This is a genomic window from Pseudogracilibacillus sp. SO10305 (assembly GCF_037072005.1).
GTDB classification, from domain to species: Bacteria; Bacillota; Bacilli; order Bacillales; family Amphibacillaceae; genus Pseudogracilibacillus; species Pseudogracilibacillus intestinigallinarum.
The window spans coordinates 331,800-356,302 of record NZ_JAXHDE010000001.1 but is presented as its reverse complement, the minus strand read 5'-3'; the positions used below and the strand labels follow the sequence as shown (position 1 = coordinate 356,302).

Annotated in this window: 26 protein-coding genes; 16 read left to right on the top strand and 10 right to left on the bottom strand. The window is 33.8% G+C overall.

What is annotated here, in order from left to right:
• The first annotated feature begins 240 nt into the window (after nt 1-240).
• The 9 genes from spxA (at nt 241) to SPD45_RS01810 (ending at nt 10,158) form a co-directional block, all read left to right on the top strand.
• Nucleotides 241-636, top strand: coding sequence for a transcriptional regulator SpxA (gene spxA, locus SPD45_RS01850; protein WP_336265882.1), 396 nt, complete (start codon nt 241-243; stop codon nt 634-636).
• A 275-nt stretch (nt 637-911) separates the two neighbouring features.
• Complete coding sequence (gene mecA, locus SPD45_RS01845; protein ID WP_336265881.1) at nt 912-1,589, top strand: adaptor protein MecA; 678 nt, start codon at nt 912-914, stop codon at nt 1,587-1,589.
• Between the two features lie 341 nt (nt 1,590-1,930).
• The gene (locus SPD45_RS01840) at nt 1,931-3,115 is read left to right on the top strand and encodes a competence protein CoiA (protein WP_336265880.1); all 1,185 of its coding nucleotides are present in this window, start codon (nt 1,931-1,933) and stop codon (nt 3,113-3,115) included.
• A 24-nt stretch (nt 3,116-3,139) separates the two neighbouring features.
• Nucleotides 3,140-4,951 carry an oligoendopeptidase F gene (gene pepF, locus SPD45_RS01835; RefSeq protein ID WP_336265879.1) on the top strand — a complete coding sequence of 604 codons (1,812 nt, stop codon included), beginning with the start codon at nt 3,140-3,142 and terminating at the stop codon, nt 4,949-4,951.
• A 314-nt stretch (nt 4,952-5,265) separates the two neighbouring features.
• Nucleotides 5,266-7,008 carry a carbon starvation CstA family protein gene (locus SPD45_RS01830; protein ID WP_336265878.1) on the top strand — a complete coding sequence of 581 codons (1,743 nt, stop codon included), beginning with the start codon at nt 5,266-5,268 and terminating at the stop codon, nt 7,006-7,008.
• A 49-nt stretch (nt 7,009-7,057) separates the two neighbouring features.
• Nucleotides 7,058-7,315, top strand: coding sequence for a cory-CC-star protein (locus SPD45_RS01825; protein WP_336265877.1), 258 nt, complete (start codon nt 7,058-7,060; stop codon nt 7,313-7,315).
• Nucleotides 7,316-7,330: 15 nt separating this feature from the next.
• Complete coding sequence (locus tag SPD45_RS01820) at nt 7,331-8,251, top strand: ArsA family ATPase (RefSeq protein ID WP_336265875.1); 921 nt, start codon at nt 7,331-7,333, stop codon at nt 8,249-8,251.
• Nucleotides 8,252-8,266: 15 nt separating this feature from the next.
• Entirely contained in the window at nt 8,267-9,247 is a 981-nt protein-coding gene (locus SPD45_RS01815) for a zinc-binding dehydrogenase (RefSeq protein ID WP_336265874.1), read from the top strand.
• 458 nt (nt 9,248-9,705) lie between these two features.
• Entirely contained in the window at nt 9,706-10,158 is a 453-nt protein-coding gene (locus SPD45_RS01810) for a hypothetical protein (RefSeq protein WP_336265873.1), read from the top strand.
• Between the two features lie 189 nt (nt 10,159-10,347).
• On the opposite strand, the gene spoVAE is transcribed toward SPD45_RS01810, so the two are convergent.
• From spoVAE to SPD45_RS01790, 4 genes are read right to left on the bottom strand one after another with little or no spacing between them, the layout of a single operon-like run.
• Entirely contained in the window at nt 10,348-10,698 is a 351-nt protein-coding gene (gene spoVAE, locus SPD45_RS01805; protein ID WP_336265872.1) for a stage V sporulation protein AE, read from the bottom strand.
• A gap of 4 nt (nt 10,699-10,702) precedes the next feature.
• A complete protein-coding gene (gene spoVAD, locus SPD45_RS01800) occupies nt 10,703-11,707 on the bottom strand; it encodes a stage V sporulation protein AD (RefSeq protein WP_336265871.1) in 1,005 nt (334 codons plus the stop codon).
• 10 nt (nt 11,708-11,717) lie between these two features.
• Nucleotides 11,718-12,185: a stage V sporulation protein AC gene (spoVAC, locus tag SPD45_RS01795; RefSeq protein WP_442961974.1), complete on the bottom strand. Its 468-nt coding sequence runs from the start codon at nt 12,183-12,185 to the stop codon at nt 11,718-11,720.
• 12 nt (nt 12,186-12,197) lie between these two features.
• Nucleotides 12,198-12,665: a YhcN/YlaJ family sporulation lipoprotein gene (locus SPD45_RS01790; RefSeq protein WP_336265869.1), complete on the bottom strand. Its 468-nt coding sequence runs from the start codon at nt 12,663-12,665 to the stop codon at nt 12,198-12,200.
• 141 nt (nt 12,666-12,806) lie between these two features.
• Between SPD45_RS01790 and SPD45_RS01785 the strand changes: the two genes are divergently transcribed.
• Entirely contained in the window at nt 12,807-13,211 is a 405-nt protein-coding gene (locus tag SPD45_RS01785; RefSeq protein WP_336265868.1) for a YwpF family protein, read from the top strand.
• 39 nt (nt 13,212-13,250) lie between these two features.
• Nucleotides 13,251-14,618 (top strand): TrkH family potassium uptake protein, encoded by a 1,368-nt coding sequence (locus SPD45_RS01780; protein WP_336265867.1) that lies wholly within the window; start codon nt 13,251-13,253, stop codon nt 14,616-14,618.
• A 228-nt stretch (nt 14,619-14,846) separates the two neighbouring features.
• Here SPD45_RS01780 and lepB read toward each other — a convergent pair whose 3' ends face one another.
• Entirely contained in the window at nt 14,847-15,371 is a 525-nt protein-coding gene (lepB, locus tag SPD45_RS01775) for a signal peptidase I (protein WP_336265866.1), read from the bottom strand.
• Nucleotides 15,372-15,491: 120 nt separating this feature from the next.
• On the opposite strand from lepB, the gene SPD45_RS01770 reads away from it, so the two are divergent.
• The gene (locus SPD45_RS01770; protein ID WP_336265865.1) at nt 15,492-15,668 is read left to right on the top strand and encodes an aspartyl-phosphate phosphatase Spo0E family protein; all 177 of its coding nucleotides are present in this window, start codon (nt 15,492-15,494) and stop codon (nt 15,666-15,668) included.
• 15 nt (nt 15,669-15,683) lie between these two features.
• On the opposite strand, the gene SPD45_RS01765 is transcribed toward SPD45_RS01770, so the two are convergent.
• Nucleotides 15,684-16,583, bottom strand: coding sequence for a DMT family transporter (locus tag SPD45_RS01765; protein ID WP_336265864.1), 900 nt, complete (start codon nt 16,581-16,583; stop codon nt 15,684-15,686).
• A gap of 11 nt (nt 16,584-16,594) precedes the next feature.
• Nucleotides 16,595-17,113, bottom strand: a complete 519-nt coding sequence (locus tag SPD45_RS01760) for a YkyB family protein (protein ID WP_442961973.1) — start codon at nt 17,111-17,113, stop codon at nt 16,595-16,597.
• Between the two features lie 221 nt (nt 17,114-17,334).
• Here SPD45_RS01760 and cbpB point away from each other — a divergent pair, with 221 nt between their 5' ends.
• Genes cbpB through SPD45_RS01745 form a run of 3 tightly spaced genes read left to right on the top strand, consistent with a single transcriptional unit; the run spans nt 17,335 to nt 19,959 of the window.
• On the top strand, nt 17,335-17,784 hold the full coding sequence (gene cbpB, locus SPD45_RS01755; protein WP_336265863.1) for a cyclic-di-AMP-binding protein CbpB: 450 nt from the start codon (nt 17,335-17,337) through the stop codon (nt 17,782-17,784).
• Nucleotides 17,785-17,811: 27 nt separating this feature from the next.
• Entirely contained in the window at nt 17,812-19,281 is a 1,470-nt protein-coding gene (locus SPD45_RS01750; RefSeq protein ID WP_336265862.1) for an MDR family MFS transporter, read from the top strand.
• A 15-nt stretch (nt 19,282-19,296) separates the two neighbouring features.
• A complete protein-coding gene (locus SPD45_RS01745) occupies nt 19,297-19,959 on the top strand; it encodes a potassium channel family protein (RefSeq protein ID WP_336265861.1) in 663 nt (220 codons plus the stop codon).
• A 221-nt stretch (nt 19,960-20,180) separates the two neighbouring features.
• Here SPD45_RS01745 and rnjA read toward each other — a convergent pair whose 3' ends face one another.
• The 3 genes from rnjA to def form a co-directional block, all read right to left on the bottom strand.
• Complete coding sequence (rnjA, locus tag SPD45_RS01740) at nt 20,181-21,848, bottom strand: ribonuclease J1 (RefSeq protein ID WP_336265860.1); 1,668 nt, start codon at nt 21,846-21,848, stop codon at nt 20,181-20,183.
• Between the two features lie 3 nt (nt 21,849-21,851).
• Nucleotides 21,852-22,061 (bottom strand): DNA-dependent RNA polymerase subunit epsilon, encoded by a 210-nt coding sequence (locus SPD45_RS01735; protein ID WP_336265859.1) that lies wholly within the window; start codon nt 22,059-22,061, stop codon nt 21,852-21,854.
• A 372-nt stretch (nt 22,062-22,433) separates the two neighbouring features.
• On the bottom strand, nt 22,434-22,982 hold the full coding sequence (gene def, locus SPD45_RS01730) for a peptide deformylase (protein ID WP_336265858.1): 549 nt from the start codon (nt 22,980-22,982) through the stop codon (nt 22,434-22,436).
• 476 nt (nt 22,983-23,458) lie between these two features.
• On the opposite strand from def, the gene pdhA reads away from it, so the two are divergent.
• Nucleotides 23,459-24,502: a pyruvate dehydrogenase (acetyl-transferring) E1 component subunit alpha gene (gene pdhA / locus SPD45_RS01725; RefSeq protein ID WP_336266059.1), complete on the top strand. Its 1,044-nt coding sequence runs from the start codon at nt 23,459-23,461 to the stop codon at nt 24,500-24,502.
• Nucleotide 24,503 lies beyond the last annotated feature (1 nt).

Genomic DNA, 24,503 nt, shown 5'->3' with positions numbered 1-24,503 from the left:
ATATAATAAAAGTTAATACTTCTAATGAGTACAAAATATGGACAGGCAACATATGTTTATAGGTAATTAGAAGTAAAAAACATTGTGAGGGTTATCACATTCAAATAATTCGTACAATGGAATAACTTTTTACAAACAGCACCGTATGGAACATCGGATTGAGCCCATTAATTGGGAATCTTAGAGAGTCTAAGAAGTTCACAATTAATATATAAATAGAAGAATGAGGGGTGAAGTTACATGGTAACACTCTATACCTCGCCAAGTTGTACCTCTTGCAGAAAAGCGAAGGCATGGTTAGAAGAACACGAAATAGCATATAGAGAAAGAAATATTTTTTCTGAACCATTATCATTAGATGAAATAAAAGAAATTTTACGAATGACAGAAGATGGTACAGATGAAATTATTTCAACGAGATCTAAAGTATTTCAAAAATTAGATGTCAATATTGAGCAACTTCCTTTAAAAGATTTATATGAATTAATTCAAAAAAACCCAGGCTTGTTAAGACGTCCTATCATTTTAGATGAGAAACGTTTACAAGTTGGCTATAATGAAGATGAAATTCGTCGCTTCTTACCAAGAACAGTACGTACTTTTCAATTACGTGAAGCTCAAAAAATGGTAAACTAATTTAAATTGCACAATAGAGAAATCGTAAACCATCTTAAATGGTTTACGATTTTTCGTATTTATGCGAATATTGTTTAGAAAAGGTGAAATATTGAAAAATGTTTCGAAAGATAGTATATTATATTCACATTGATAAATAGGCATTTATATTTTCATCTCACGTAAGATAACATACAATAGAGATAAGTATAATAAATTCAGTAAGTAATCTCTTCCACCTTGTTCAAGTTAGGTGCTAAGGATTGTTTAATTTTGATCGAAGGGAGAGGTATTAAATGGAGATAGAAAGAATTAACGAAAATACGGTAAAATTTTATATTTCTTATGTTGATATTGAAGATCGCGGATTTGAGCGAGAGGAAATTTGGTATAACCGTGAACGAAGTGAACAATTATTTTGGCAAATGATGGATGAAGTAAATTATAAAGAAGACTTTTCTGTTGAGGGACCTTTATGGATCCAAGTACAAGCGTTAGAGAAAGGTTTAGAAATTATTGTAACGAAAGCACAATTAGGAAAAGGGGATTCCCCTTTCGAATCATTTGACGAAATTGAAGATACATTTGATATTACAATTAATGATAAAGCACGTAGTTATATTGAAGAAAAATTAGCTAAACATCAGCAAATGGACAATAAAGAAAATATGGATGAAGATAGTTTATGGATGGTATCTACTTTCGAAGAATTAGAGGATGTTATCCAATTAAGCCATAATATTTCCACATTGTTTGAATTTGATATTCGAACAGTGCTCTATCATTATGAAGGAAAATATCACTTATATGTTGAAATTCCTGAGGAATTATACGACGAACAAGAAGATATTTTAAGCCAAATTTTAGAATTTAGCCAAGAGGCTGATTATACTCCACATATTTTAGAGGAGTATGGAGTAGTCGTATTTGAAAATGACGTATTCCGTAATGTGAGACAATATTTTGAACCGTAATCTAGCTCGACCATGATAGATGACAGAATGAACCTGTATATTATCATGGTCGTTTTATTTTACCACGGTCTTTTCGTATAAAATGGTAATATGGTGATAACAATTAATGAAACGTGTAAAAAGCAAAAGTACATATAAGACGTTGCTTATTTTAGTAAAAAGTTTCCTACATGCTAAATTTGAATTTTACGATAATATTTATGTCTAAAACTACAATTTCTCCTAGAGTAAAATTGATTTTTATAGCTGTTTTACATCCCAAAACTCGAGTTTTGTCCATTCGGCAATTCGAGTTTTTTTATGTACAATAACGCATAAAAAGATAAAGGGTGTGTTTAACTATGTTGACGGCGGAAATGAAAGACGGGAGAATGGTTACTTTAGCATTATTGCCGAAAGAAGAGGTGGAATCATTAAGATTAGAGACATTTTATTGCCCAGCGTGTAAATCAGATGTATTGATCAAATCGGGAATCAAAGTTATTCCACATTTTGCACATCGTTCAAAGGTAGAGTGTACATATAGTGGTGGGGAAGGGGAGTTTCACCAAAAGGGAAAATTATTGCTTTATCAATGGTTTATCGATCAAGGAGTGAATGTACGAATAGAATATTACATTGCTGAAATCCAACAACGACCAGATATTTATTTTGAAATAGGGAGTAAGAAAGTAGCAATCGAATTTCAATGTGCAAAAATCCCTTTAAAAGAAGTAATCAAAAGAAATGAAGGTTATCGAAAATTAGATATTACACCAATTTGGATTTTAGGTACAAATTTATATGAACGTGTCACAACCGATCTTATAAAAATACATCCGTTTGCTCACCATATGGTCCATCAGTATCGAGAGGAAGGACCAACATTTCTATATTATTTATGTCCAAGGGAAGAAAAAATATCGATCATACAACATATATACTTTTTGAAAGGCAATATTGCTTATGTGCAACAACAAATGTATCCACTTCAACAAATTGATTTACGTCATTTATTTGCTGAGAAGCCTTTAAACATACATAGATATGTTTCAGTTTGGAGAAATGAAAAGAAACGCTTCCGACTCTATCGCCAAATGACGTATGGAAAAGAGCGAAAGTGGGAAAGCTCATTATATGAAAAGCGGCTTCATCGTACTATTTTGCCATCTTATATTCATCTCCCAATAAAAAATCAAATGGTGATGCGCGTTTCATTATGGCAGTGGCAAAGTAGGATTTTATATGACTTAATAGATGATAAAGAGATACATACGACATTTACAGAAAAAGAAGCTGAATGGCTTATTCGGAGTCAAATGATGGATCTTAGTTATTTTCCACTACTAAAAATAGAAAAACACCCAGCGCGTGAATATTTAGAGTTATTATGTCAAGTTGGTATAATCCAAGAAATGACGAAAGGCGTGTATGTAAAGAAAAAACAGATTTCGCATTATAAAAATTTGGACGAAGCGCTCGACGGGGATTATGAACTTTTATTAGGATTCATGTATAATAAAGAACATATAGAACATTCTTTGTGACGTTTATAAGAGGAGGAATTGATGATGGCTGAAATGACGAAAGAATTACCAAAAAGAGAAGATGTTCCTGTTGAATTAACATGGGATTTAGCATCTATATTTGCAACAGATGAGCGGTGGGAAGAGGAATTTCAAGCACTTCAAGAAGAAATTCCAAAAGTAACTGCATTCCAAGGTAAATTAGGGGATTCCGCAAATACCTTGTATGAATTATTTACGCTACAAGATAATTTATCCGCACGTTTCGGAAAGTTATATGCTTATTCTCGGATGCGTTATGATGAGAATACGACAAACGCAACGTACCAGGCGATGAATCAACGTGCAGAAATGTTAATTACAAATTACTCCAGTGCAATGAGTTATGTCGTACCAGAAATCATTACGATTGATAGTGCGAAAATCGCTCAGTTTTTAGAAGAGAATGAATCATTACGTTTATATAAAAAAGTGTTAGATGAAATGGAACGTCAAAAAGAACATGTACTAAGTGAAAGAGAGGAGATGTTATTATCAGAGGCATCTGAAGCATTGTCTACTCCATCACAAACATTTGGCATGTTAAACAACGCTGATTTAACATTCCCATTGATTAAAGACGAAAAGGGAGAAGAAGTTGAGTTAACACATGGACGTTATGTTAACTTTTTAAAGTCAGATAACCGCCAAGTTCGTCAAGATGCTTTTAAAGCGATGTATGACACATTTGGTTCATTTAAAAATACATTTGCCACAACTTTAAGTGGAAATATTAAAACAGATAATTTTTATGCGAAAGTACGTAAGTATGACTCAGCAAGGCAATCAGCTTTAGATAACAACAATATTCCTGAAAAGGTTTATGATCAATTACTGGAAGCGATTCATGAAGAACTTCCATTATTACATCGATATACAGAATTACGTAAAGAAGCTTTAGAGTTAGATGAAGTACATATGTATGATATATATACTCCGCTTGTAAAAGGGGTTAAAATGAATTTTACGTATGAACAAGCACAAGACATCGTTTTAAAGAGTTTAGCACCATTAGGCGAAGAGTATGTTGCTATTGTTCGGGAAGCATTCGATAATCGTTGGATTGATGTTGTAGAAAACAAAGGAAAACGCAGTGGAGCTTATTCATCTGGTTCATATGATACTAATCCATTTATATTATTAAATTGGCAAAATAAACTGGATGATATTTATACATTGACACATGAGTTAGGGCACTCAGTCCATAGTTATTATACGAGAAAATATCAACCGTACCGTTATGGAAACTATTCGATATTTGTAGCAGAAGTAGCTTCGACGTGTAATGAAGTGTTGCTAACAGAATACTTATTAGACCATTTAGAAGATGAGAAAGAAAAGTTATTTGTGTTGAATCATTTCTTAGAAGGATTCCGTGCAACCGTGTTCCGTCAAACGATGTTTGCAGAATTCGAGCATGATATTCATGTACGTGATCAAAACGGAGAACCTTTAACAGCACAATCATTAACAGAAATTTACTATGACTTAAATAAGAAATATTTCGGGCCAAATATTATTATTGATGAAGAGATTGGATTGGAATGGGCACGTATTCCTCATTTCTATTACAATTATTACGTATATCAATATGCAACGGGCTTTGCTGCTGCAACATCGTTAGCAAATCAAATACTGACAGAAAAAGAAACAGCAGTGGAACGATATATCAATTATTTAAAAGCTGGTAGTAGTGATTTTCCTATTGAGGTACTAAAAAAAGCAGGTGTCGATATGACGGAAAAAGCACCCGTTTTATCTGCATTAGCGGTATTTGAAGAAAAGTTAAATCAATTTGAATCGTTATTAAAAGCTTAAAATAAAATAGTGTTAAAATTTTCCCCTTAAGATAAACAGGGTCTACGGACAAATCTGTTTCTCTTAGGGGATTTTTTATTCAAATAAAATGAAGTATACAAAAGCAACCCATCTTTGTTTTGGAAGATGATCGCTAATTAATATACTAGTTGCTTCCAACATAAAAGCATAAACAATGTCATATAATAATGATACAGTTGCATAACGGAAAAAATATGCTAATATAGTTGTTACAAATGTGTGAATAATCAAAAAACGGAAAGGGGTGCACATGGATAAGATAAGTAAGATGAATTGAATAGGAGGGAATTAGTTTGAATGCAATTCTTGTAGCAATCATTGGAATGGTCGTCTTAGCTTTAGGGTATCGCTATTATTCGAAGTATATTGCAGAGAAAATCTTTAGACTAGACCCGAATTATAAAACACCAGCACATCAATTTAATGATGGCGTAGACTTTGTTCCGACAAATAAATTTGTTTTATGGGGGCATCATTTTACGTCTGTTGCAGGAGCAGCACCTATTTTAGGGCCGGCGATAGCAGTATATTGGGGATGGTTACCTGCATTACTTTGGGTATTATTAGGAACTGTTTTTGCAGCAGGAGTCCATGATTTTGGAACATTAGTATTATCCGTACGAAATAAAGGACAATCTGTTGGAACAATCGCTGATAAATTAATTGGACAACGTGCAAAGATTTTATTTCTATTTATTATTCTTATTTTAGTCTTGATGGTAAATGCCGTATTTGCTTGGGTAATTTCGAATTTATTTATTACATATCCATCGAGTGTCTTACCTGTTTTTATTCAAATTCCATTAGCAGTATGGATTGGATATGCCGTGTATAAACGTCAAAAGAAAATGTTAGTACCTTCTCTAATTGCATTAGTTATTATGTATTTAGCGGCAATTTTAGCGAGTAAATATCAATTTTTACAAATTGACCTTGTCCGCTATATGGGAGGAGAAGAAGGTACTGGTTTATTTGGTTTGTCAACAGTTGGAACAGCATTTTTTATATGGATTATGATTTTAATGATTTATGTGTATATTGCCTCTACTTTACCAGTATGGAAATTACTACAGCCAAGAGATTTTATTAATTCACACCAACTAGTCGTCGGTTTAGGAATTTTATATTTAGGGTTATTATTTACGAATCCGACCATTTCTGCACCAGCAACAAATGCGGTAGATGACAAACAATGGTTCCCACTTTTATTTATTACTATTGCATGTGGTGCAATATCAGGATTCCACGGTCTTGTGTCATCTGGTACTTCTTCTAAACAATTAAATAAAGAAACGGATGCTAGAATGGTAGGTTATTTAGGTGCTGTAGGGGAAGGGGTTTTAGCACTTATTTCTATTTTAGCTGTAGCGACATTATTTTCTAGTAAGGAAGAGTTCTTAGGTACGTATAGTAGTTTTGCTGAAGCGAATGGAACTGGTTTAGGTAATTTCGTACTAGGAGCTGCAAATTTAGCTGAAGGATTAATGATACCAACAGATATAGCGACAACAATTGTTTCGATTATTGTCGTAAGCTTTGCGGCAACGACATTAGATTCATCTGTACGTTTAATGCGTTATATTATTGCAGAACTTGGAATGGAGTACAATGTTCCAGCCTTGGAGAAAAAACACGTTGCAACGACTGTTGCGGTTGTTTCTAGTGCAGCACTCGTATTATTACCTGAAGGACCAAATGGATTTGGTTCAGGTGGGTATGTTTTATGGCCATTATTCGGAACAGCGAACCAACTATTAGCTGCGATTAGTTTGTTGCTTGTAGCAGTTTGGTTACAACGATTAGGACGTAATTATGTTCCGGTACTTGTACCGATGTTTTTCGTTCTAGGTACAACTTTAATTGCGATGTTTCAACAAGTCGTCTATGAATGGTCTTGGTTAGGATCAGATCAAAATAATTTACTGTTTGTTTTCGGAGCAATTATTTTTGTTTTTGCTATTTGGATTTCTTTAACGGCTTTTTCTGCTTTACGAAAAAGTGATGGTACATCGATTGATCAAGATAAAATTGGATAAAGAGACTGCTTTTACAGTCTCTTTTTTTCCTTGAACAGGGTGAAAAAAGATGTTGGATAAATTAAAAAGACTTATTCAGTATTATGAGGAAGTTATTAGCTTACCACATAAAGGTGAAATTGCGAGAGAATTGAGAGACGAGGATGATATTTTTTTCTTGCTTCTATATTCAGAAATGATTGGCATTCCGAATCCTGTTTATTATTATACATTAGAATTATATCCATATATGTTAGAGGAGTTTCATGAGTGGCATTTACGAATGGGAATGGATCACTCGCCGTTATCAGGTTTTCGTTGTTGTTAAAGGAGTGGGAAGAAGATGGTAGATAAAAAGATCGTATTTATCGGCGGAAAAGGTGGTGTAGGAAAATCTACAACATCAGCAGCTTTAGCTTGGCAGATGTCGACAGAACAAAAGAAAACATTGCTCGTATCGACAGACCCTGCCCATAATACCGGGCATATTTTTCATAAAAAAATCGGCCCGACAAAAACGAAAATAAATGATTATTTATATGCGATAGAAATTGATCCGGCATATGAAACGAAAAAATATATCGAAACTGTGAAAGGAAATATAAAGGGGGTTGTTAAGCCGACGATGATGGAAGAAGTGCATCGACAATTGGATACGGCACAAGCATCACCGGGAGCAGATGAAGCTGCCTTGTTTGATCGCCTCATATCTATTATGATAGAAGAGAGTGAGGCATTCGATAAAGTTATTTTTGATACAGCTCCAACCGGACATACGATTCGTTTATTGTCTTTACCCGAAATAATGGGAATATGGATTCAAGGTTTATTAGAAAAGCGTCATAAAACGAGAGAAAATTACTCTCGATTACTACATGATGGTGAACCGATTGAGGACCCAATATTCGATGTATTACAAGAAAGACAAGCTAAGTTTAAACGAGCGCGTGAGATCATGTTGAATGGGGATGAAACAGCATTTATGTTTGTGCTTAATCCGGAAAAATTATCGATTGTAGAAACAGACAATGCGATTCAATTATTAAAAAAATATGATTTAGTTGTATCCACCTTAATTGTCAATCGAGTACTCCCCGATGTGGAGGACGGAAAGTTCTTTCAGCAAAGAAAAAAACATGAACGACAATATTTACAACAAATAGAAGAAAAGTTTACACGTGAAAAATTAATGTATGTTCCTTTTTTTCCTCACGATATGCATGATTTAACACATTTAGAACAATTTGCATCTTATTTACAATAAAGAAAGGTGATAAACATGAAAGCATTAGTATTACAAAATGGACAATTAAATGTACAAGAAATAGAAACACCGGCACTTGGACCAGATGATGTCTCTGTACAATTAAAAGTAGCAGGATTAAATAGACGTGATTTATATATTCCGAGTCGAGTTGGAAATGAAGATACACCGTTAATCTTAGGATCTGATGGTGCAGGTATCGTGGATACGGTAGGGGAAAATGTGACAAACTGGAAACCAGGAGATGAAGTAATAATTAATCCGGCATTACGTTGGGACAGAAATAGTGATGCACCACCGGCAGGGTTTGATATTTTAGGAATGCCTGATCACGGGACAATCGCTGAAAAAATTGTCATTGATAAAAATCAGTTACAACATAAACCAGCTTATTTATCATGGGAGGAAGCGGGTGTATTGGCTTTAGCGGCTTTAACTGGCTATAGAGCTCTCGTAACGAAAGGCCAAGTAAAAGAAGGCGAAACGGTATTTATTCCTGGTGCGGGAAGTGGTGTTGCAACTTATATGATTCAGTTTGCAAAAGCACTTGGGGCGAAAGTTATTGTTACTTCCAGAAGTGCACAGAAGCGTGAAGCGGCATTGAAAATTGGTGCAGACATTGCGCTTGATACAAGTGATGATTGGGTGGTAGCACTTCAAGCTGAAAAAATTGACCTCGTAATCGACAGTGTTGGAAGAGCGACATTTAACCGATCCTTAGATGTGTTACGTCATGGTGGAAGAATGGTTGTTTTTGGAGCTACGACAGAAGATATCGTGAATATCGATATTCGGAAATTTTTCTATGCGCAGCAACAAATATTAGGATCGACAATGGGCTCGAGAGAAGAATTAGAGGAATTATTAACATTGATGGAGGAAAAGGAAATTCGACCGGTTGTTGGTCATACATATGAATTAGAAAACATAAAAGAGGCAATGGAACTATTAGAAGTGAATGATCAATTCGGAAAAATTGCGATTGCAATAAACTAATTTTAACAAAAAATGTATGTAAAGGTTTTGGAAGGGTACGATACAAAATTATTTGCAAACGATAATATTTTTATTTGTCATGATAGATGTGAAGTTGGGATAAAGCGAGAGTGAACTACAAATAGGAATTTCAGTATAAATGAATTTTTACTGGAATTCCTTTTTTCTGCATTTGAAAACCCCTCTGGGTTTGCCGGGAGTTTTAAGTAACTTTTAGCGTAGTATTAAAAATGCTTCCTATTTTGATAAGATAAAGTTGGTTTCATCTTATAACAGAAAGCGGCAATCCTAATGCAGGATAAAAATAGACAGATTGGAGATATCAGTATTCCATCGAAATTAAGTATGTCTCCATTTATGGGATATATATAAGGAAAGAATAGCTGAATGATTTTAATCGTTATGCAAATTTAAAGTGTAAATATGGAAAAAGGAAGTTACAAAAATGTGGGTCGAAGTTGCAAGAATGTGACCCGAAGTTGCAAGAATTCAGGTCGAAGTTGCAAGAATCCGGCTCGAAGTTGCAAGAATCCGACCCAAAGTTGCAAGAAAGCGACCCAAAGTTGCAAGAAAGCGACCCGAAGTTACAAGAATCCGGCTCGAAGTTGCAAGAATGCGACCCAAAGTTGCAAGAATCCGACCCGAAGTTGCAAGAATCCGACCCGAAGTTGCAAGAATGCGACCCGAAGTTGCAAGAATGCGACCCAAAGTTGCAAGAATCCGACCCAAAGTTGCAAGAATGCGGCTCGAAGTTGCAAGAATTCGACCCGAAGTTGCAAGAATCCGGCTCGAAGTTGCAAGAATCCGACCCAAAGTTGCAAGAAAGCGACCCAAAGTTGCAAGAATCCGACACAAAGTTGCAAGAAAGCGACCCGAAGTTACAAGAATCCGTGCGTGGATGTGGTGCATAAGGGAGACCGTTCAGTGAATCTTTTAGATTAAGGTCGGTCACTACCTTCACACTTGTTGGTTTGATTTTATTTTCTTTGATCTACAACGTCAATTCATAAAGATATTTCACGTTCCACTTGGAAAAATGTAAGGAACTTTTGTGCCATATTCATATATTTAAGTACTTTTATGTATGAACAAGAAGGCTTTTATTGTTTTGGTTTAAAGAATATCGCGGCAAAGACACCGAATATGATTGCTGCTGATATACCTGCACTCGTTACTTCAAATATTCCTGTAATTACTCCGATAATCCCGTGTTTTTCAGCTTCTAAAAGTGCACCATGTACGAGTGAATTTCCAAAGCTTGTAATTGGAACAGTAGCACCAGCACCAGCAAAATCAATTAAAGGTTCATACAATCCAAAACCATCTAACAGTGCTCCGACAATGACGAGTGTCGTTAATGTATGGGCAGGAGTCAATTTTCCAATATCCATCATTAATTGACCAATGACACAAATAAGTCCACCGACGATAAACGCCCAAAAGAATAACATATCATCACTTCCTTTCAATAGAAACGGCATGAGCAATAGATGGAATGGTCCGCTTTTGTTGGACTGTTAATGGGGAATGGAGGGCACCAGTCGCAACGAATAATAATTTGTTAATTTTATTTGCCTTCATTTGTTCTAAAAAATACCCATATGTTACGACAGAAGAACAAGCAGCACCACTACCACCTGCTTGCATGTTTTGTTCTTTTTTATATAAAAAATCACCACAGTCTATAAATTGATTCGATTGGAATGTAATATGATGTTTTTTTAATAAATCTTCTGTTAAAGCCCGTCCAACTGCTCCTAAATCACCTGTTATAATCATATCGTAATAACTTGCATCAATTTGTCGATCTTGAAAATGTTGACAAATAGTATCTACAGCTGCTGGAGCCATGGCAGCTCCCATATTAAATGGATCTGTCACTTCATAATCCATCACCTTCCCAATCGTTGCTGAAGTAATTGCTAATCCTTGCTTTTCTTTTCCTAAAAGAACGGTTCCTGCACCGGTAACTGTTCGTTGTGCAGTGGGAGGAATTTGACCGCCATATTCATTTGGGAAGCGGAATTGTCTTTCAGCTGCCGCATAATGGCTCGCCGTTCCAGTTAGTATATAATTGGCTCCATTTTGCTCTAACATCATCGCTGCTAAAGCTAGTCCTTCCGTTGATGTTGCACAAGCACTATACAGACCGAAATAAGGAATATTCAGTTTTTTGGCAGCAAATGTAGTCGGGGTAATTTGATTTATTAAATCACCACTAATGAAAAATTGAATATTTTTTTTCTTAATAGATGATTTTTTTATTGTATAATCAATTGCTTTTGTTAATAATGATTCTTGTGCACGTTCATACGAATCTTCACCGACGAACATATCTTCGATTGCTTCATCATAGTGCCCATTTAAATTGCTAACTGCTTCTTCTTTTCCTACGACAACCCCGCTGCTTACAATGACTGGGTAGGAAGAAAATGTCCACGTACTTTTCCCGGTTATCATATTATTCACCTCAAATAATACCTATCATTTGTAATACTGTTTTAATTAATGCGATTAAAAAAGCTGAAAAGACACCATAAACAATGACAGGACCTGCTAATTTCAACATATTTGATCCAACACCTAAAATAAATCCTTCTGGTCGATGCTCAATAGCAGATGAAATAACGGCATTTGCAAATCCTGTTACAGGTACTGCAGTTCCGGCTCCAGCGAACTGGGCGATTTTTTCATAAAGACCGAATCCTGTTAAAAACATTGTAATGATAATGAGAGTTGCTACAGTTGGATTTCCAACCGTTTGTTCCGTAAAGTCAAAATAATGTATATAAAAAGTTGCTATACATTGCCCGATGAAACAAATGAATCCTCCAATGAGGAATGCTTTACAGCAATTGAGGAAAATAGGACGTTTCGGTTCATGTTCCTTCGTCTTTTTTTCATATGCTTCATATTTAGTTTGTTTCTTCGACATCATTCTTCCTCCAAACTATGTTTGTTCTTTTGAAAGTTTCTTTAATTCTTCGATCTGTTTACTGAGTTGTTCGTCTGTTATATTATTGTTTTCAATTTTTTCTTCTAATTGTTTTAATTCAATGACGAGCTTTTCATCAGATACGACTGTAACATTAAAATTTTTATATTTATTGTTAATTTTTTTGCGAACATCTTTTTCGATATCCTTTAAATTAAATCGTTGAAAATTATCTACTTCAATCGCAATGAATAACTCATCATTATGATTAACTGCACGAACACCTGACAATGATTCTTCTTTACTTAAAAATTGTTTCGCGTCCATTGCAGGTTGTTGATCAGTCATACCTTTAGATGATAATTTCATTAATGATAATGGGTCACTACGTGTCGGTTCTAAATTAGTTGGCTGTTTATCATTCATACAGCCAGAAAGAGTGAAAAACAATAAAGATAGCGATAAAATAAATGATTTTTTCATGTCATATACACCTTTTCTCCTTTTGTTTGTATGTTTATATTGTTCGATTGACTGAAATTTATGCGATTTTTTTAAAAAAAGGAAACGAATATTGACAAGTGACTATAATTGACATACTTTAGTAAGAAGGAGGAACCGTTGATGAAAACATTTAAATTAAAAGATTTAGAAATAGTGGCTAATGAAGAAGAAGGCATTGCCCAAAAGAAAATAAAAATTCATGACGGATTAGTTATTAATCGGGAAGATGAAATTGGTTGGCTTGTCGAAGCTTTTATCGATCGTTCTTATAAACCTTATTTCGAAGCAATTAAACATATTAAAGAGATTATGATTCAAGCAAAAATCACACGTGTGGATAATGATCCCGCATTTTTCATTACTCAAATCATTAGTGTTAATGAAATTGGTGAAGATAAATTAAATGTATTGTTTCAAGGTAAGGTAGTAGATAATAAAAGTCGTATCGAAGAAATGCTACGGGAGATTTTAAACCAAGGATATCAAGGAGAATCTTTATTGAAAAAGTTCAAGGAAATGATATAAAATAAAGGAATATTATAAAGAAAAGTAAGGTGCAAAAGGATGGCAGACGAACAAAAAGTATTGAAAAAATTACATAAATTATCTCCTGCACAGTTATTGCTAATTTTTTACGGTTTAGCAATTATTTTTTCAACGATTCTTTTATCTTTACCTGTTGCATATAAGGAAGGCGTCCATATCCCCTTTATTGATATACTATTTACAGCAGTAAGTGCCGTTAGTGTGACAGGATTAAGCACTATTTCAGTTGGAGATAGTTTTAGTACGACAGGGATCATTTTTTTAGCAATTATTTTACACTTAGGTGCAGTAGGTATTATGACAGTGAGTACATTCCTTTGGTTAATTATCGGAAAAAAAATCGGTTTATCGGAAAGACGCCTTATAATGCAAGACCAAAACCAAACGACCTTTGGTGGAATGGTCCATTTAATAAAACAGATTATTTTGATTGTATTAGTCATTGAAGCAATCTTTGTATTTTTACTTGGTACTTATTATATCCCGCATTTTTCGAATGTAAAAGATGCGTATTTGAATGGTTTTTTCAGTACGATTAGTGCTATATCAAATGCAGGATTTACATTAACGAATGATTCTCTTGTTCCATATGCAAACGATTATTTTGTTCAATCCGCAATTATGTTTTTAATTATATTTGGTGCGATTGGATTTCCAGTTTTAGTAGAAGTGAAACAATATATATTTTTACATAAAAGAGAAAAAAGACAATTTCGTTTCACATTATTTACTAAAGTAACATCGATTACGTTTTTTAGTTTAATTATAATTGGAACGATTTTTATTTATATATTTGATCGAACAAATTTCTTTCAAGGAAAAAGTTGGCATGAATCATTGTTTTATGCATTATTTCAATCTGTTACAACAAGAAGTTCTGGACTTTCAACGATGGATGTATCTATGTTATCGGAAACGAACCATTTATTTATGTCGTTTTTAATGTTTATTGGTGCTTCCCCTAGTAGTGCTGGCGGAGGAATTCGCACTACAACATTCGCACTCGTTGTCATATTTTTAATTACCTTTATTCGTGGTGGTAAAAACTTAAAATTATTTAATCGGGAAGTATATGAAGAAGATTTACAAAAAGCAGTAACAGTGATGATTGTAGCAATTATGATGGTGTTCGTAAGTTTAATGATTTTGTCGCTTATCGAAGATGTTTCCGTATTATCGTTGTTTTTTGAAGTAACATCTGCATTTGGTACGGTTGGACTATCTTTAGGAATTACAGAAGAGTTATCTACTGTAAGTAAATGTATTTTAATGATTTTGATGTTTATAGGAAGAGTTGGAATCATTACATTTCTTTTAACTTTTAGAAAGTTAGCAACGAACGAACAGTTCATCCATTATCCGAAAGAGCGAATTTTAGTCGGATAAAATAATATAAACGCTTTATTATTTATGAGAAAATTGGTATGATATAATTGTAATTTATATGTATTCATTATTTATTAAAAGCAGAAAGGGTGCTTCTATTATGTTAGTTACAATCTTTGGAATTGCTTGTTTAGCGTTTGCATTACTAAATATAGGGTATTGCCTGTTTGACCATGAATAAAAGGAAAGGTTAGGTTTCGTAACGTATGTTACAAAATCTAACCTTTTTTATCGTACTAGCTCAATATTATCAAATGGGTATATAATTAAAGCAGATTTGCCTGTTATTTCAGACCGATGGATTAAACCGAGTTCGTGTCGACTATCTAAACTAACAGGTCGATTATCGCCCATTACAAAGTAATAATCTTCAGGGATCTCTATCGGTCCAAAATCACCAGTTAAAATTTCCACATCACGACTCACATAAGATGATGATAAAGCTTCTCCATCAATATAAAGAGTATAATCTTTCATTTCGATCGTTTCATTTGGCATGCCGATGACACGTTTTACATAATTTTTTTCATCATGTTCAATAATGACGATATCCCCACGATGAGGGTTTGTAACTAAATAGGAAAATTTATTAATAATTACTCTTTCACCATCTTCTAATGTAGGGTACATACTGTTACCATCTACAATAGAGGTTGAAAAAATAAAAGTTCGAATGATAAAGGCAACAATTATAGCAACGATAATTATTTTTAACCAACCGTACCATTCATTGCGAGCAGTGGAGTTAGCCATGTGGGACATCCTTTCTTATGTACATACGTTAATAATATAACATAGCATTTTTCTAGTTTCGAGTAATTCGTCCAATAAAATCAAGGAAAATATTAGAATTTATAGGGAGAGAAAGTAAGTATGTGTATCACGAAAGACAAGCTTTTACATCATATTGAACGATATCGTAATGATTTAATAGAAATCGTTCAATTAAAAGGAATGACAAGTGAAGAGGCAATTGAAAAGAGCCAAGCACTTGATCATTTATTAAATAAATATAATCAATATTTTACTGAAGAGAGTCAACAACGTTAACTAACATATGTCGTTTTATTGTATGACTTTCTTTTTTCTATTGGAAAGTGATGGTAACTCAATTATCATTACCGCAAGAAGGATACATCCCATTCCAACAATTTGAAATATAGTAAATGGCTCCGTAAAAATAAAAATCCCAATTAGCGTTGCAACGACAGGTTCCATTGTGGATAAAATAGCAGCTTTAGATGCTTCGATAAAAGAAAGGCCATATGTATATAAAATATAAGCAATTGCAGTTGGAACGAAGCCTAAACCTAGTGCATATAAATAAACATCAGGTTGGATGAGAAGTGCTCCTTTTTTACTAAATGGAAAAAAAGGAATTAATACAATCGCACTAACGAGAAAAGTATATGTAGTAATGGTTAAGCTATCATAATGTTGTAAAGCAAATTTGCTAAAAATACTATACAATGCATAACCTATACCAGAACATAGCCCAATGATGATCGTCATAATTGGGATTGTTTTATCCTGAAGTGGAAAAAATTCTACTACAAGTATGATGCCGACACATGTGCATAATAATGATAAAATTTTATTTCTCGTAATCTTTTCATGCAAAACTATGAGTGAAATAATAATGACAAATGCAGGTCCAGTATACAATAAAGCAGCCGATACTTGTACCGTAGATAATTGGATCGTTTTAAACATACAATAATTAAAAAATGTAATACTAAACACACCGGTACCAATAAAGTACTTGATATGTGAAATACGTTGTAACTTTAAACTTTTATTAGAAGTGAGCCCAGTAAAAACGCATAAAATAATTGCGGCAACTGTCACTCGAATTGTGACTACTTCCATCGGAGTGAAGCCTGCTTCATATAGATTTTTTACAAAAAAGCTAATCGTGCCCCAAAGAAATGCTCCTACTAATACAAATAATGTTCCACGACCCATTCTTCTACTCCTTAATTATATTTTGAAGGGAATCTTTTTGTTGGAGGCCATTCCATTTTTCCGAGAGAAGAAGGAATGTAAAAGGATGAATGCTTTTTATTTCTCGCTCTTTTTTTATTCGTATCATTTCTTCGATTCGTCGGTGGGTCATCCCATTCAATATATTGGTAAATAATTTTCTTTGCTCTTGATAAAGACATCTTGGTACGAGGATTTCGATAATGATCATCCAATGAGCCTAGATGTTCTAACGTTTTGAAGTCTTCCTTTTTTGGAGGTAAATGAAAGTAGTAGTTTTCCACTTGTATTAATAAAATGGAATGTTGATTACTAAGTTTCGGATTATTTGAAAAATGCAGTCCGATTTTTTTAGCTTTTTCTTCATCAAGTAATTTTTCGATTGTTTTCTTTTTGATGAAGTATAAATGTTGAGGTTCTAAAGCTGTTTTTGCATGTTTATTTATAGTGAATAATGCTTTTGCAATGTCCATTGTAGTAGTTTGTTCTTTCAAAGTAATCCTCCTTTTCATTTGTTTATATTTAGATTACACAAAAAAGCGCTTTCTTGCAATATTTATCAAATGAAAAAAATATGTTTTATGTCGTGTGATAAAATTTTATGTGTGGTACACTATAGATAAAGAGATATTTATAAAAAACGTAAGAATGAAATCGTTTTCTTTCTATGTTGTAGTTGAATTAGACGTACAATATTGAGGTAGGAAACTAATAGATAGAGGGGTTGCTTTACATGAGTATGACACAAAAAGATAGAGAAATTGATAATATTTTAGTACGTGATTTAATGATACCATCTGAAAAGGTAGCACATGTGCAATTAAATAATCCTTTGGAACATGCATTACTCGTATTAATTCGTTCAGGATATTTTGCTGTACCTGTATTAGATACCTCATTTAAATTAGCTGGCTCCATTAGTAAAACAGTTATTTTAGATCAAATTTTAGGAGTAGAAACATATGAAATGGAAAGGTTATCGGAATTAAAGGTGCATGAAGTAATGGATGAATTAGTGAGTATTCATCAAGAAGAATCATTTATTAACGGTTTAAAAGCAGTTATAGATTCACCATTTGTCTGTGTAGTAGATGATGATGGATATTTTGTTGGTATATTAACAAGAAGAGCGATATTGAAAACATTGAAAAAAGATTATTATCAAAAACGAAACCAACATTAATATCGAAAGGAAATGAATATTAATTAGATGGATGATCAGTTAAAACGGCCATTTATACTTGTAGCAGTCATGTTAGGGATGTTTTTATCCGCAATTGAAGCGACAATTGTAGCGACAGCGATGCCAAGTATCGTTGCAGATTTACAACATTTTTCGTTATATAGTTGGGTGTTTTCTGCATACTTATTATCATCAAGTGCAACTGTTTTACTTTTCGGTAAATTAGCAGATATGTATGGAAGGAAACCAATTTATTTATTTGGAATTTCTGTTTTTCTGCTCGGCTCCTTATTTGCCGGGTTTAGTGCTTCAATGTGGTCACTAATCGGATGGCGCTTTATTCAAGGGATTGGTGCTGGAGCGATGATGCCAATTGCAACAACAATCGTTGGAGACATTTATTCCAAAGAAGAGCGTGCCAAAATACAAGGATATTTATCTTCTGTATGGGGGATATCGGCAATTATCGGTCCTTTAATTGGTGCGTTTTTCGTTGATTTTTTAAATTGGCAATATGTGTTTTGGATGAATATTCCGATTGGATTATTATCGATGTTAGGAATCGCTATGTTTTTAAAAGAAACGAAAGTAAAAGAAAAACAATCAGTCGATATATTTGGTACAATAACTATGATGATTGGCATTACACTTTTTATGTACATTTTAGTAGAAGGTGGAAATTCATTGCCATGGAATTCGATACAATTTTATCTCATTCTTGGTAGTTCTGTCACCGCTTTATCGCTGTTTTTTATGAAGAGTAAAAAGGGTAATTCAATGATTGCAAAATCAATTTGGTCTTATCAAACTATTCGATTAGCGAATATCGCCACATTTATAACTGGAATTATTATGATAAGTGTATCGAGTTATTTACCGACATTTGTACAAGGTGTATTAGGGAAATCGGCTTTAATTGCTGGATTTACGTTAACGACAATGTCTATCGGATGGCCGATTGCATCTGCCTTATCTGGTCGGTTATTATTGAAAATAGGATATCGTACAACGACATTAATTGGTGCATTGTTTTTAATGATAGGGACAATTTTATTTATTTGTTTGCCCATTGTACAATCTGTTTATATCGCTAGTTTTGGGTCTTTTTTCGTTGGTGTAGGAATGGGGTTAACGAGTACAGCTTTTATCGTGCAAATTCAATCTACCGTATCATGGAAAGAAAGAGGGAGCGCGACAGCTTCGAATACATTTATGCGTTCATTAGGAAGTGCTGTCGGCGTCGCTTTGTTTGGTGGAATATTAAACAATGCAATTAATCGACAAACGATACAATCACATGGAGAGGAACAATTAAGTGTAGACGATATCGATTTACTTTTACACGATGGCAAAATGGCCTCCTTATCAAAAGAGGCGATTCATATTTTGCAAAAAGGGTTATCGAGTGGATTACAATATATTTATATTGGTATTTTTATTTTGGCAATTATAGCGCTTGTTTGTATTTATTTATTACCAAAAAAAGAAGAAAGTTAGGAAGACGGTGTAGAAATGAAACGGGAATTTGCTGTAATCGGCTTAGGTCGATTTGGTGGAAGTGTTTGTGAAGAATTAAGTTTAGAAGGAATGAAAGTACTAGCAATTGATAAGAATGAGCATAAAGTAAATGAATTTAAAAATATTGCCTCCCACGCAGTAATTGCTGATTCGACAGATGAAGGTGTATTAAAAGAATTAGGCATTAAAAATATGGACCATGTCATCGTTGCAATCGGTGATAATATAGAGGCGAGTATTTTAACGACTGTTATTTTGGATGATTTAGGAGTCGAAAAAATTACAGTGAAAGCACAAAGTGACTATCACGCGAAAATATTACATAAAATAGGGGCAAACCAGGTTGTTCATCCAGAAAGAGATATGGGGAAGCGTATCGCCCATAGTATTATTTCAAGTAATATATTAGATTATTTAGAGCTATCGGATGACTATAGCATGGTGGAAGTTGCTGCGAGTAAGAAAATGCTAGGGAAAACATTGATTGATTTAAATATTCGTGCAAAATTTGGGTGTAACGTCGTAGCGATTAAAAATGGGAAAGATATTAACGTATCACCGACTGCTGATTACAAAATTAATTTCGAAGATACGTTAATTGTAATTGGGGCAGACGAAGACATTTCTAAATTTGAAAAACATTATGTAATTGATTAATACAAATCATCACATGCCTCCATTTAGTTCATTCATAAAAAAGTACTGTTTATCTTTTCACACATAAACAGTACTTTTTTCGCTTTTTACTCTATAGTTCGTCATTAATGGATGTTAAGTCATTGTCAAAATTGGAGATTTCATCCGTATGATAAAAATGGCATTAGTGGAAAGTAAAATCCACTAATGCCATTTACTACTTTTATTCGAGATCGAATATTTTATACTTCCATTATGATCGGTAAAATCATCGGACGACGCTTCGTTTTTTCATATAATACCGGTGCAATCGTGTCGATAATTTCATTTTTAATTTCGGACCATTTACTCGTTTTACGTTGCATAATTTTGTTTAAATGTTCTGCAACAAGTTTTTGTGCTTCATTTATTAAATCTTCAGATTCACGCATATAAACGAATCCTCTTGATATAATATCTGGTCCAGCAGCGATTTCGAAGTTCTTCATATCGATACTTACAACGACAATAACTAATCCTTCTTCTGAAAGAATTCGGCGGTCGCGTAAAACAATATTTCCGATATCTCCAATACCACTACCATCTACGTAAACAGAACCAGAAGGAACACGTCCAGCAATAGCTGCTGTATCTTTTCCTAAAGCTAATACATCCCCATTATCCATGACGAATGTATTGAGTTCTTCTACGCCACATTCTACGGCATGTTTCGTATGTGTTACTAACATAGAATATTCTCCATGGATAGGCATGAAAAATTTTGGTTGCATTAAACGTAGCATTAATTTTTGCTCTTCTTGGCTACCATGACCTGAAGTATGAATTTTACTTAATGGTCCGTGAATGACATTTGCCCCTGCACGCATCAATTGGTTAATTGTGCGGCTTACACTTATATTGTTACCAGGGATTGGTGTAGAGGAGAATACTACAGTATCTCCAGGAGCAATAGAAATTTGTCGATGTGTACCATTTGCGATTCTAGATAATGCTGCCATTGGCTCACCTTGAGAACCAGTACATAATACTGCAATTTCATTTGCAGGATAACGGTTAATTTGGTTTGTCTCGATAAATGTTTCTTTCGGTGCATTAATGTATCCTAATTCACGACCGATTTCAATCGCGGATTCCATACTTCTACCGATAATTGCAACTTTACGGTTATACTTAACAGCTGCATCTACAACTTGTTGTAATCGGTAAATATTGGAAGCAAATGTAGCAAAAATTAACCTTTCGTTAGAACGTGCAAAAAGATCGTAAATATTTTCTTTGACAACACTTTCTGAAAGTGTAAAACCAGGTACTTCACTATTCGTACTATCTGATAGTAAACAAAGTACACCTTCTTTACCAATTTCCGCCATTTTCGCAATGTTTGCAGGTTCGCCAACAGGTGTAAAGTCAAATTTGAAATCACCTGTATGAACGATATTTCCTGAAGGAGTTTTTACTACGACACCATAAGAGTCAGGGATACTATGTGTAACATGGAAAAAGCTAACAGATGTTTTATGGAACTTTACCACGTCGTCTTCACTAATAATGTTTAATTTTGCATTTCTTAATAAGCCATGTTCTTCTAATTTTTTTCTAATAAGCCCAATCGCAAGTTTTCCAGCATATATAGGTATGTTTAATTCACGTAATAAATATGGGATCCCACCAATATGATCCTCATGTCCGTGTGTAACGATTAATCCTTTAATCTTTTCTTTGTTTTGTACTAAATACGTATAGTCTGGAATAACATAATCAATTCCAAGTAATTCATCTTCCGGGAATTTAATTCCTGCATCAATGAGAATAATTTCGTCTTGGAATTGTACACAATACGTATTTTTACCGATTTCGTCTAAGCCACCGAGGGCAAAGACTGCTGTTTGATCGTTTTTAACAAATTTCATTGATTACACACTTTCGACTTTGAAATCTGGTGATTTTTTTTCATACTCTAAATGTGCTTCATTTAATAACTGGATTAATTCAATATTGTATTTGCGATCGCTTAACTTTTGTCGAACTTCACGTTCTGAAGATGCTTCTACGTATAGGCTTTTTGTTTTTTCACGTACTGGAGCACCTTCTATTGATTCTTGATATAAAACTTTATAAATCATTCTATCTCTCCTAAATTTCGTTTATTGTATTGTTTTGTACATCTGTTTTTTGTGTCATATGTGATTGCGGTACACGTCCCTTTAAAAAAACCTTCATTTCCGTCATGTTCACGCTTAGACGTCCTGCGATTATGTTGCAACAATGCACTCCTATCTAGTACATTTTGCAAAATGGTTAAACCGATCCAATCCCTATTATTAATCATTATAATATGATTTCGATATTAATGAAATAAATATTAATAAAATTGTGTAAATCTTTTACATATGATGTATCTTTTAGTTAGAAAATATACAATGAAATTGCATGAAAAGAACAATTCCCTTAAAGGAAATAATCTTTGTATCCTTTAAGAAAATTGTTCTTTACGATTACTCAATTATTTTAGCGTTTTCCGGAATGTAGAAAGGATTCTCTTTATTAATATGGTCATAAAACATAATTCCATTTAAATGGTCAATTTCATGTTGCATGACGATTGCCGGATATCCTTTTAATCGAATTTTCACTGGATTTCCATTGATATCAAAAGCTTTTACAGTGATCTTTGCATTACGCGGTACATAACCCTCGATTACTTCATCAACAGATAAGCAACCTTCCCCCCCACCTAAAAAAGCCTTTTGGACGGAGTGACTTATTATTTTAGGGTTCATTAATTGATAGCTGTACAATTGATCATCATATTCGAAATGTACGACTAATAATTGCTTGCTTATTCCAATTTGCGGTGCGGCAAGTCCAACACCCGATCGTAAATTATATTTTTCAGCTATGTCCTCATCTTGACTATTCTTAATAAATGTTAACATATTATCTAATGTTTTTACATCTTCCTTTAATGGAGGAATTGTAACTTCTGTTGCTTTTTCTCGTAAAACAGGATGTCCATCTCTTACAATATCTTTCATTAATAACATACATATTACTCCTATCTCTATGATCAACATGTTCAATCATATCTTATCATAAAAATGAAAAAATATCGGAAAAGTTGTTCGAAAAGGATAAAAATTATTTTTATATCATGCATGAATCTATTTAAAGAGGGTAAACAATTCATGTGGGTGTTGTAGTAACACAGTGTAAAAAGCGCTTCAAATATTAGTACAGTTCATCTATTTAACTGTAACAGTTTTACTGAATAACAATATTTCTAAATTTTAATTAAAAATTTCAGTTCAAAACATTGACGTTACGGATGTTTTTTCGTACACTGTAAATAGTTGATGTGTATCAATTAAAAGTGAGTGAATTTGTATAACAGTTTTGTTGGCAATTTACTCCAATAAATTTAAAAGCAATGATTTATGTTTTAAAAATAATAAACTTATGTAGGAAAGGATAGGTGAATACATTGAAACATGTATTACAAGATGTTGAAAATAAATTTGAAATGTTTCAAGTGTTGAATGAAGAAGGAGAAATCGTAAACGAAGAATTTGCTCCTGATTTATCAGATGAAGAATTACAAGAATTAATGACAAGAATGGTATATACAAGAGTGTTAGACCAAAGATCAATTGCATTAAACCGTCAAGGAAGATTAGGATTCTATGCACCGACAGCAGGTCAGGAAGCTTCTCAAATTGCAAGTCATTTTGCATTAGAGAAAGAAGACTTTTTATTACCAGGATACCGAGATGTGCCACAAATGATTTGGCACGGATTACCTTTATACCAAGCATTTTTATTCTCGAAAGGTCATTTTCACGGAAACCAAATGCCTCAAGGTGTAAATACGTTAAGTCCACAAATTATTATTGGTGCACAATATGTGCAAGCTGCTGGAGTTGCTTTAGGTAAGAAATTACGTGGCAATAAATCAGTTGCTGTTACGTATACTGGTGATGGTGGTACATCACAAGGTGATTTCTATGAAGGAATGAACTTTGCAGGAGCGTATAAAGCACCAGCTATTTTCTTTGTACAAAATAATTTATTCGCAATTTCAGTGCCTGTTGAAAAACAAACTGCAGCGAAAACGTTAGCACAAAAAGCGGTTGCTGCTGGTATTGAAGGTTATCAAGTGGATGGAATGGATCCGTTAGCTGTTTACGCTATTACAAAATATGCTAGAGAGCGTGCAATTAATGGGGAAGGACCAACATTAATTGAAACGATGACATACCGTTACGGGCCACATACAATGGCAGGGGACGACCCGACAAGATACCGTACGGATGATTTAGATACTGAATGGGAAAAACGTGATCCATTAGTACGTTTCCGTAGTTATTTAGAGAAAAAAGGCTTATGGTCAGAAGAAAAAGAAGAAGAAATTATTGAGCGTGCAAGAGAAGATATTAAAGAAGCGATTAAAAAAGCAGATGCTCAACCAAAACAAAAAGTAACAGAATTAATTGAACATATGTTTGAAGAGTTACCACAACATTTAGAAGAACAATTAGCGGAATATAGAGAAAAGGAGTCGAAGTAAA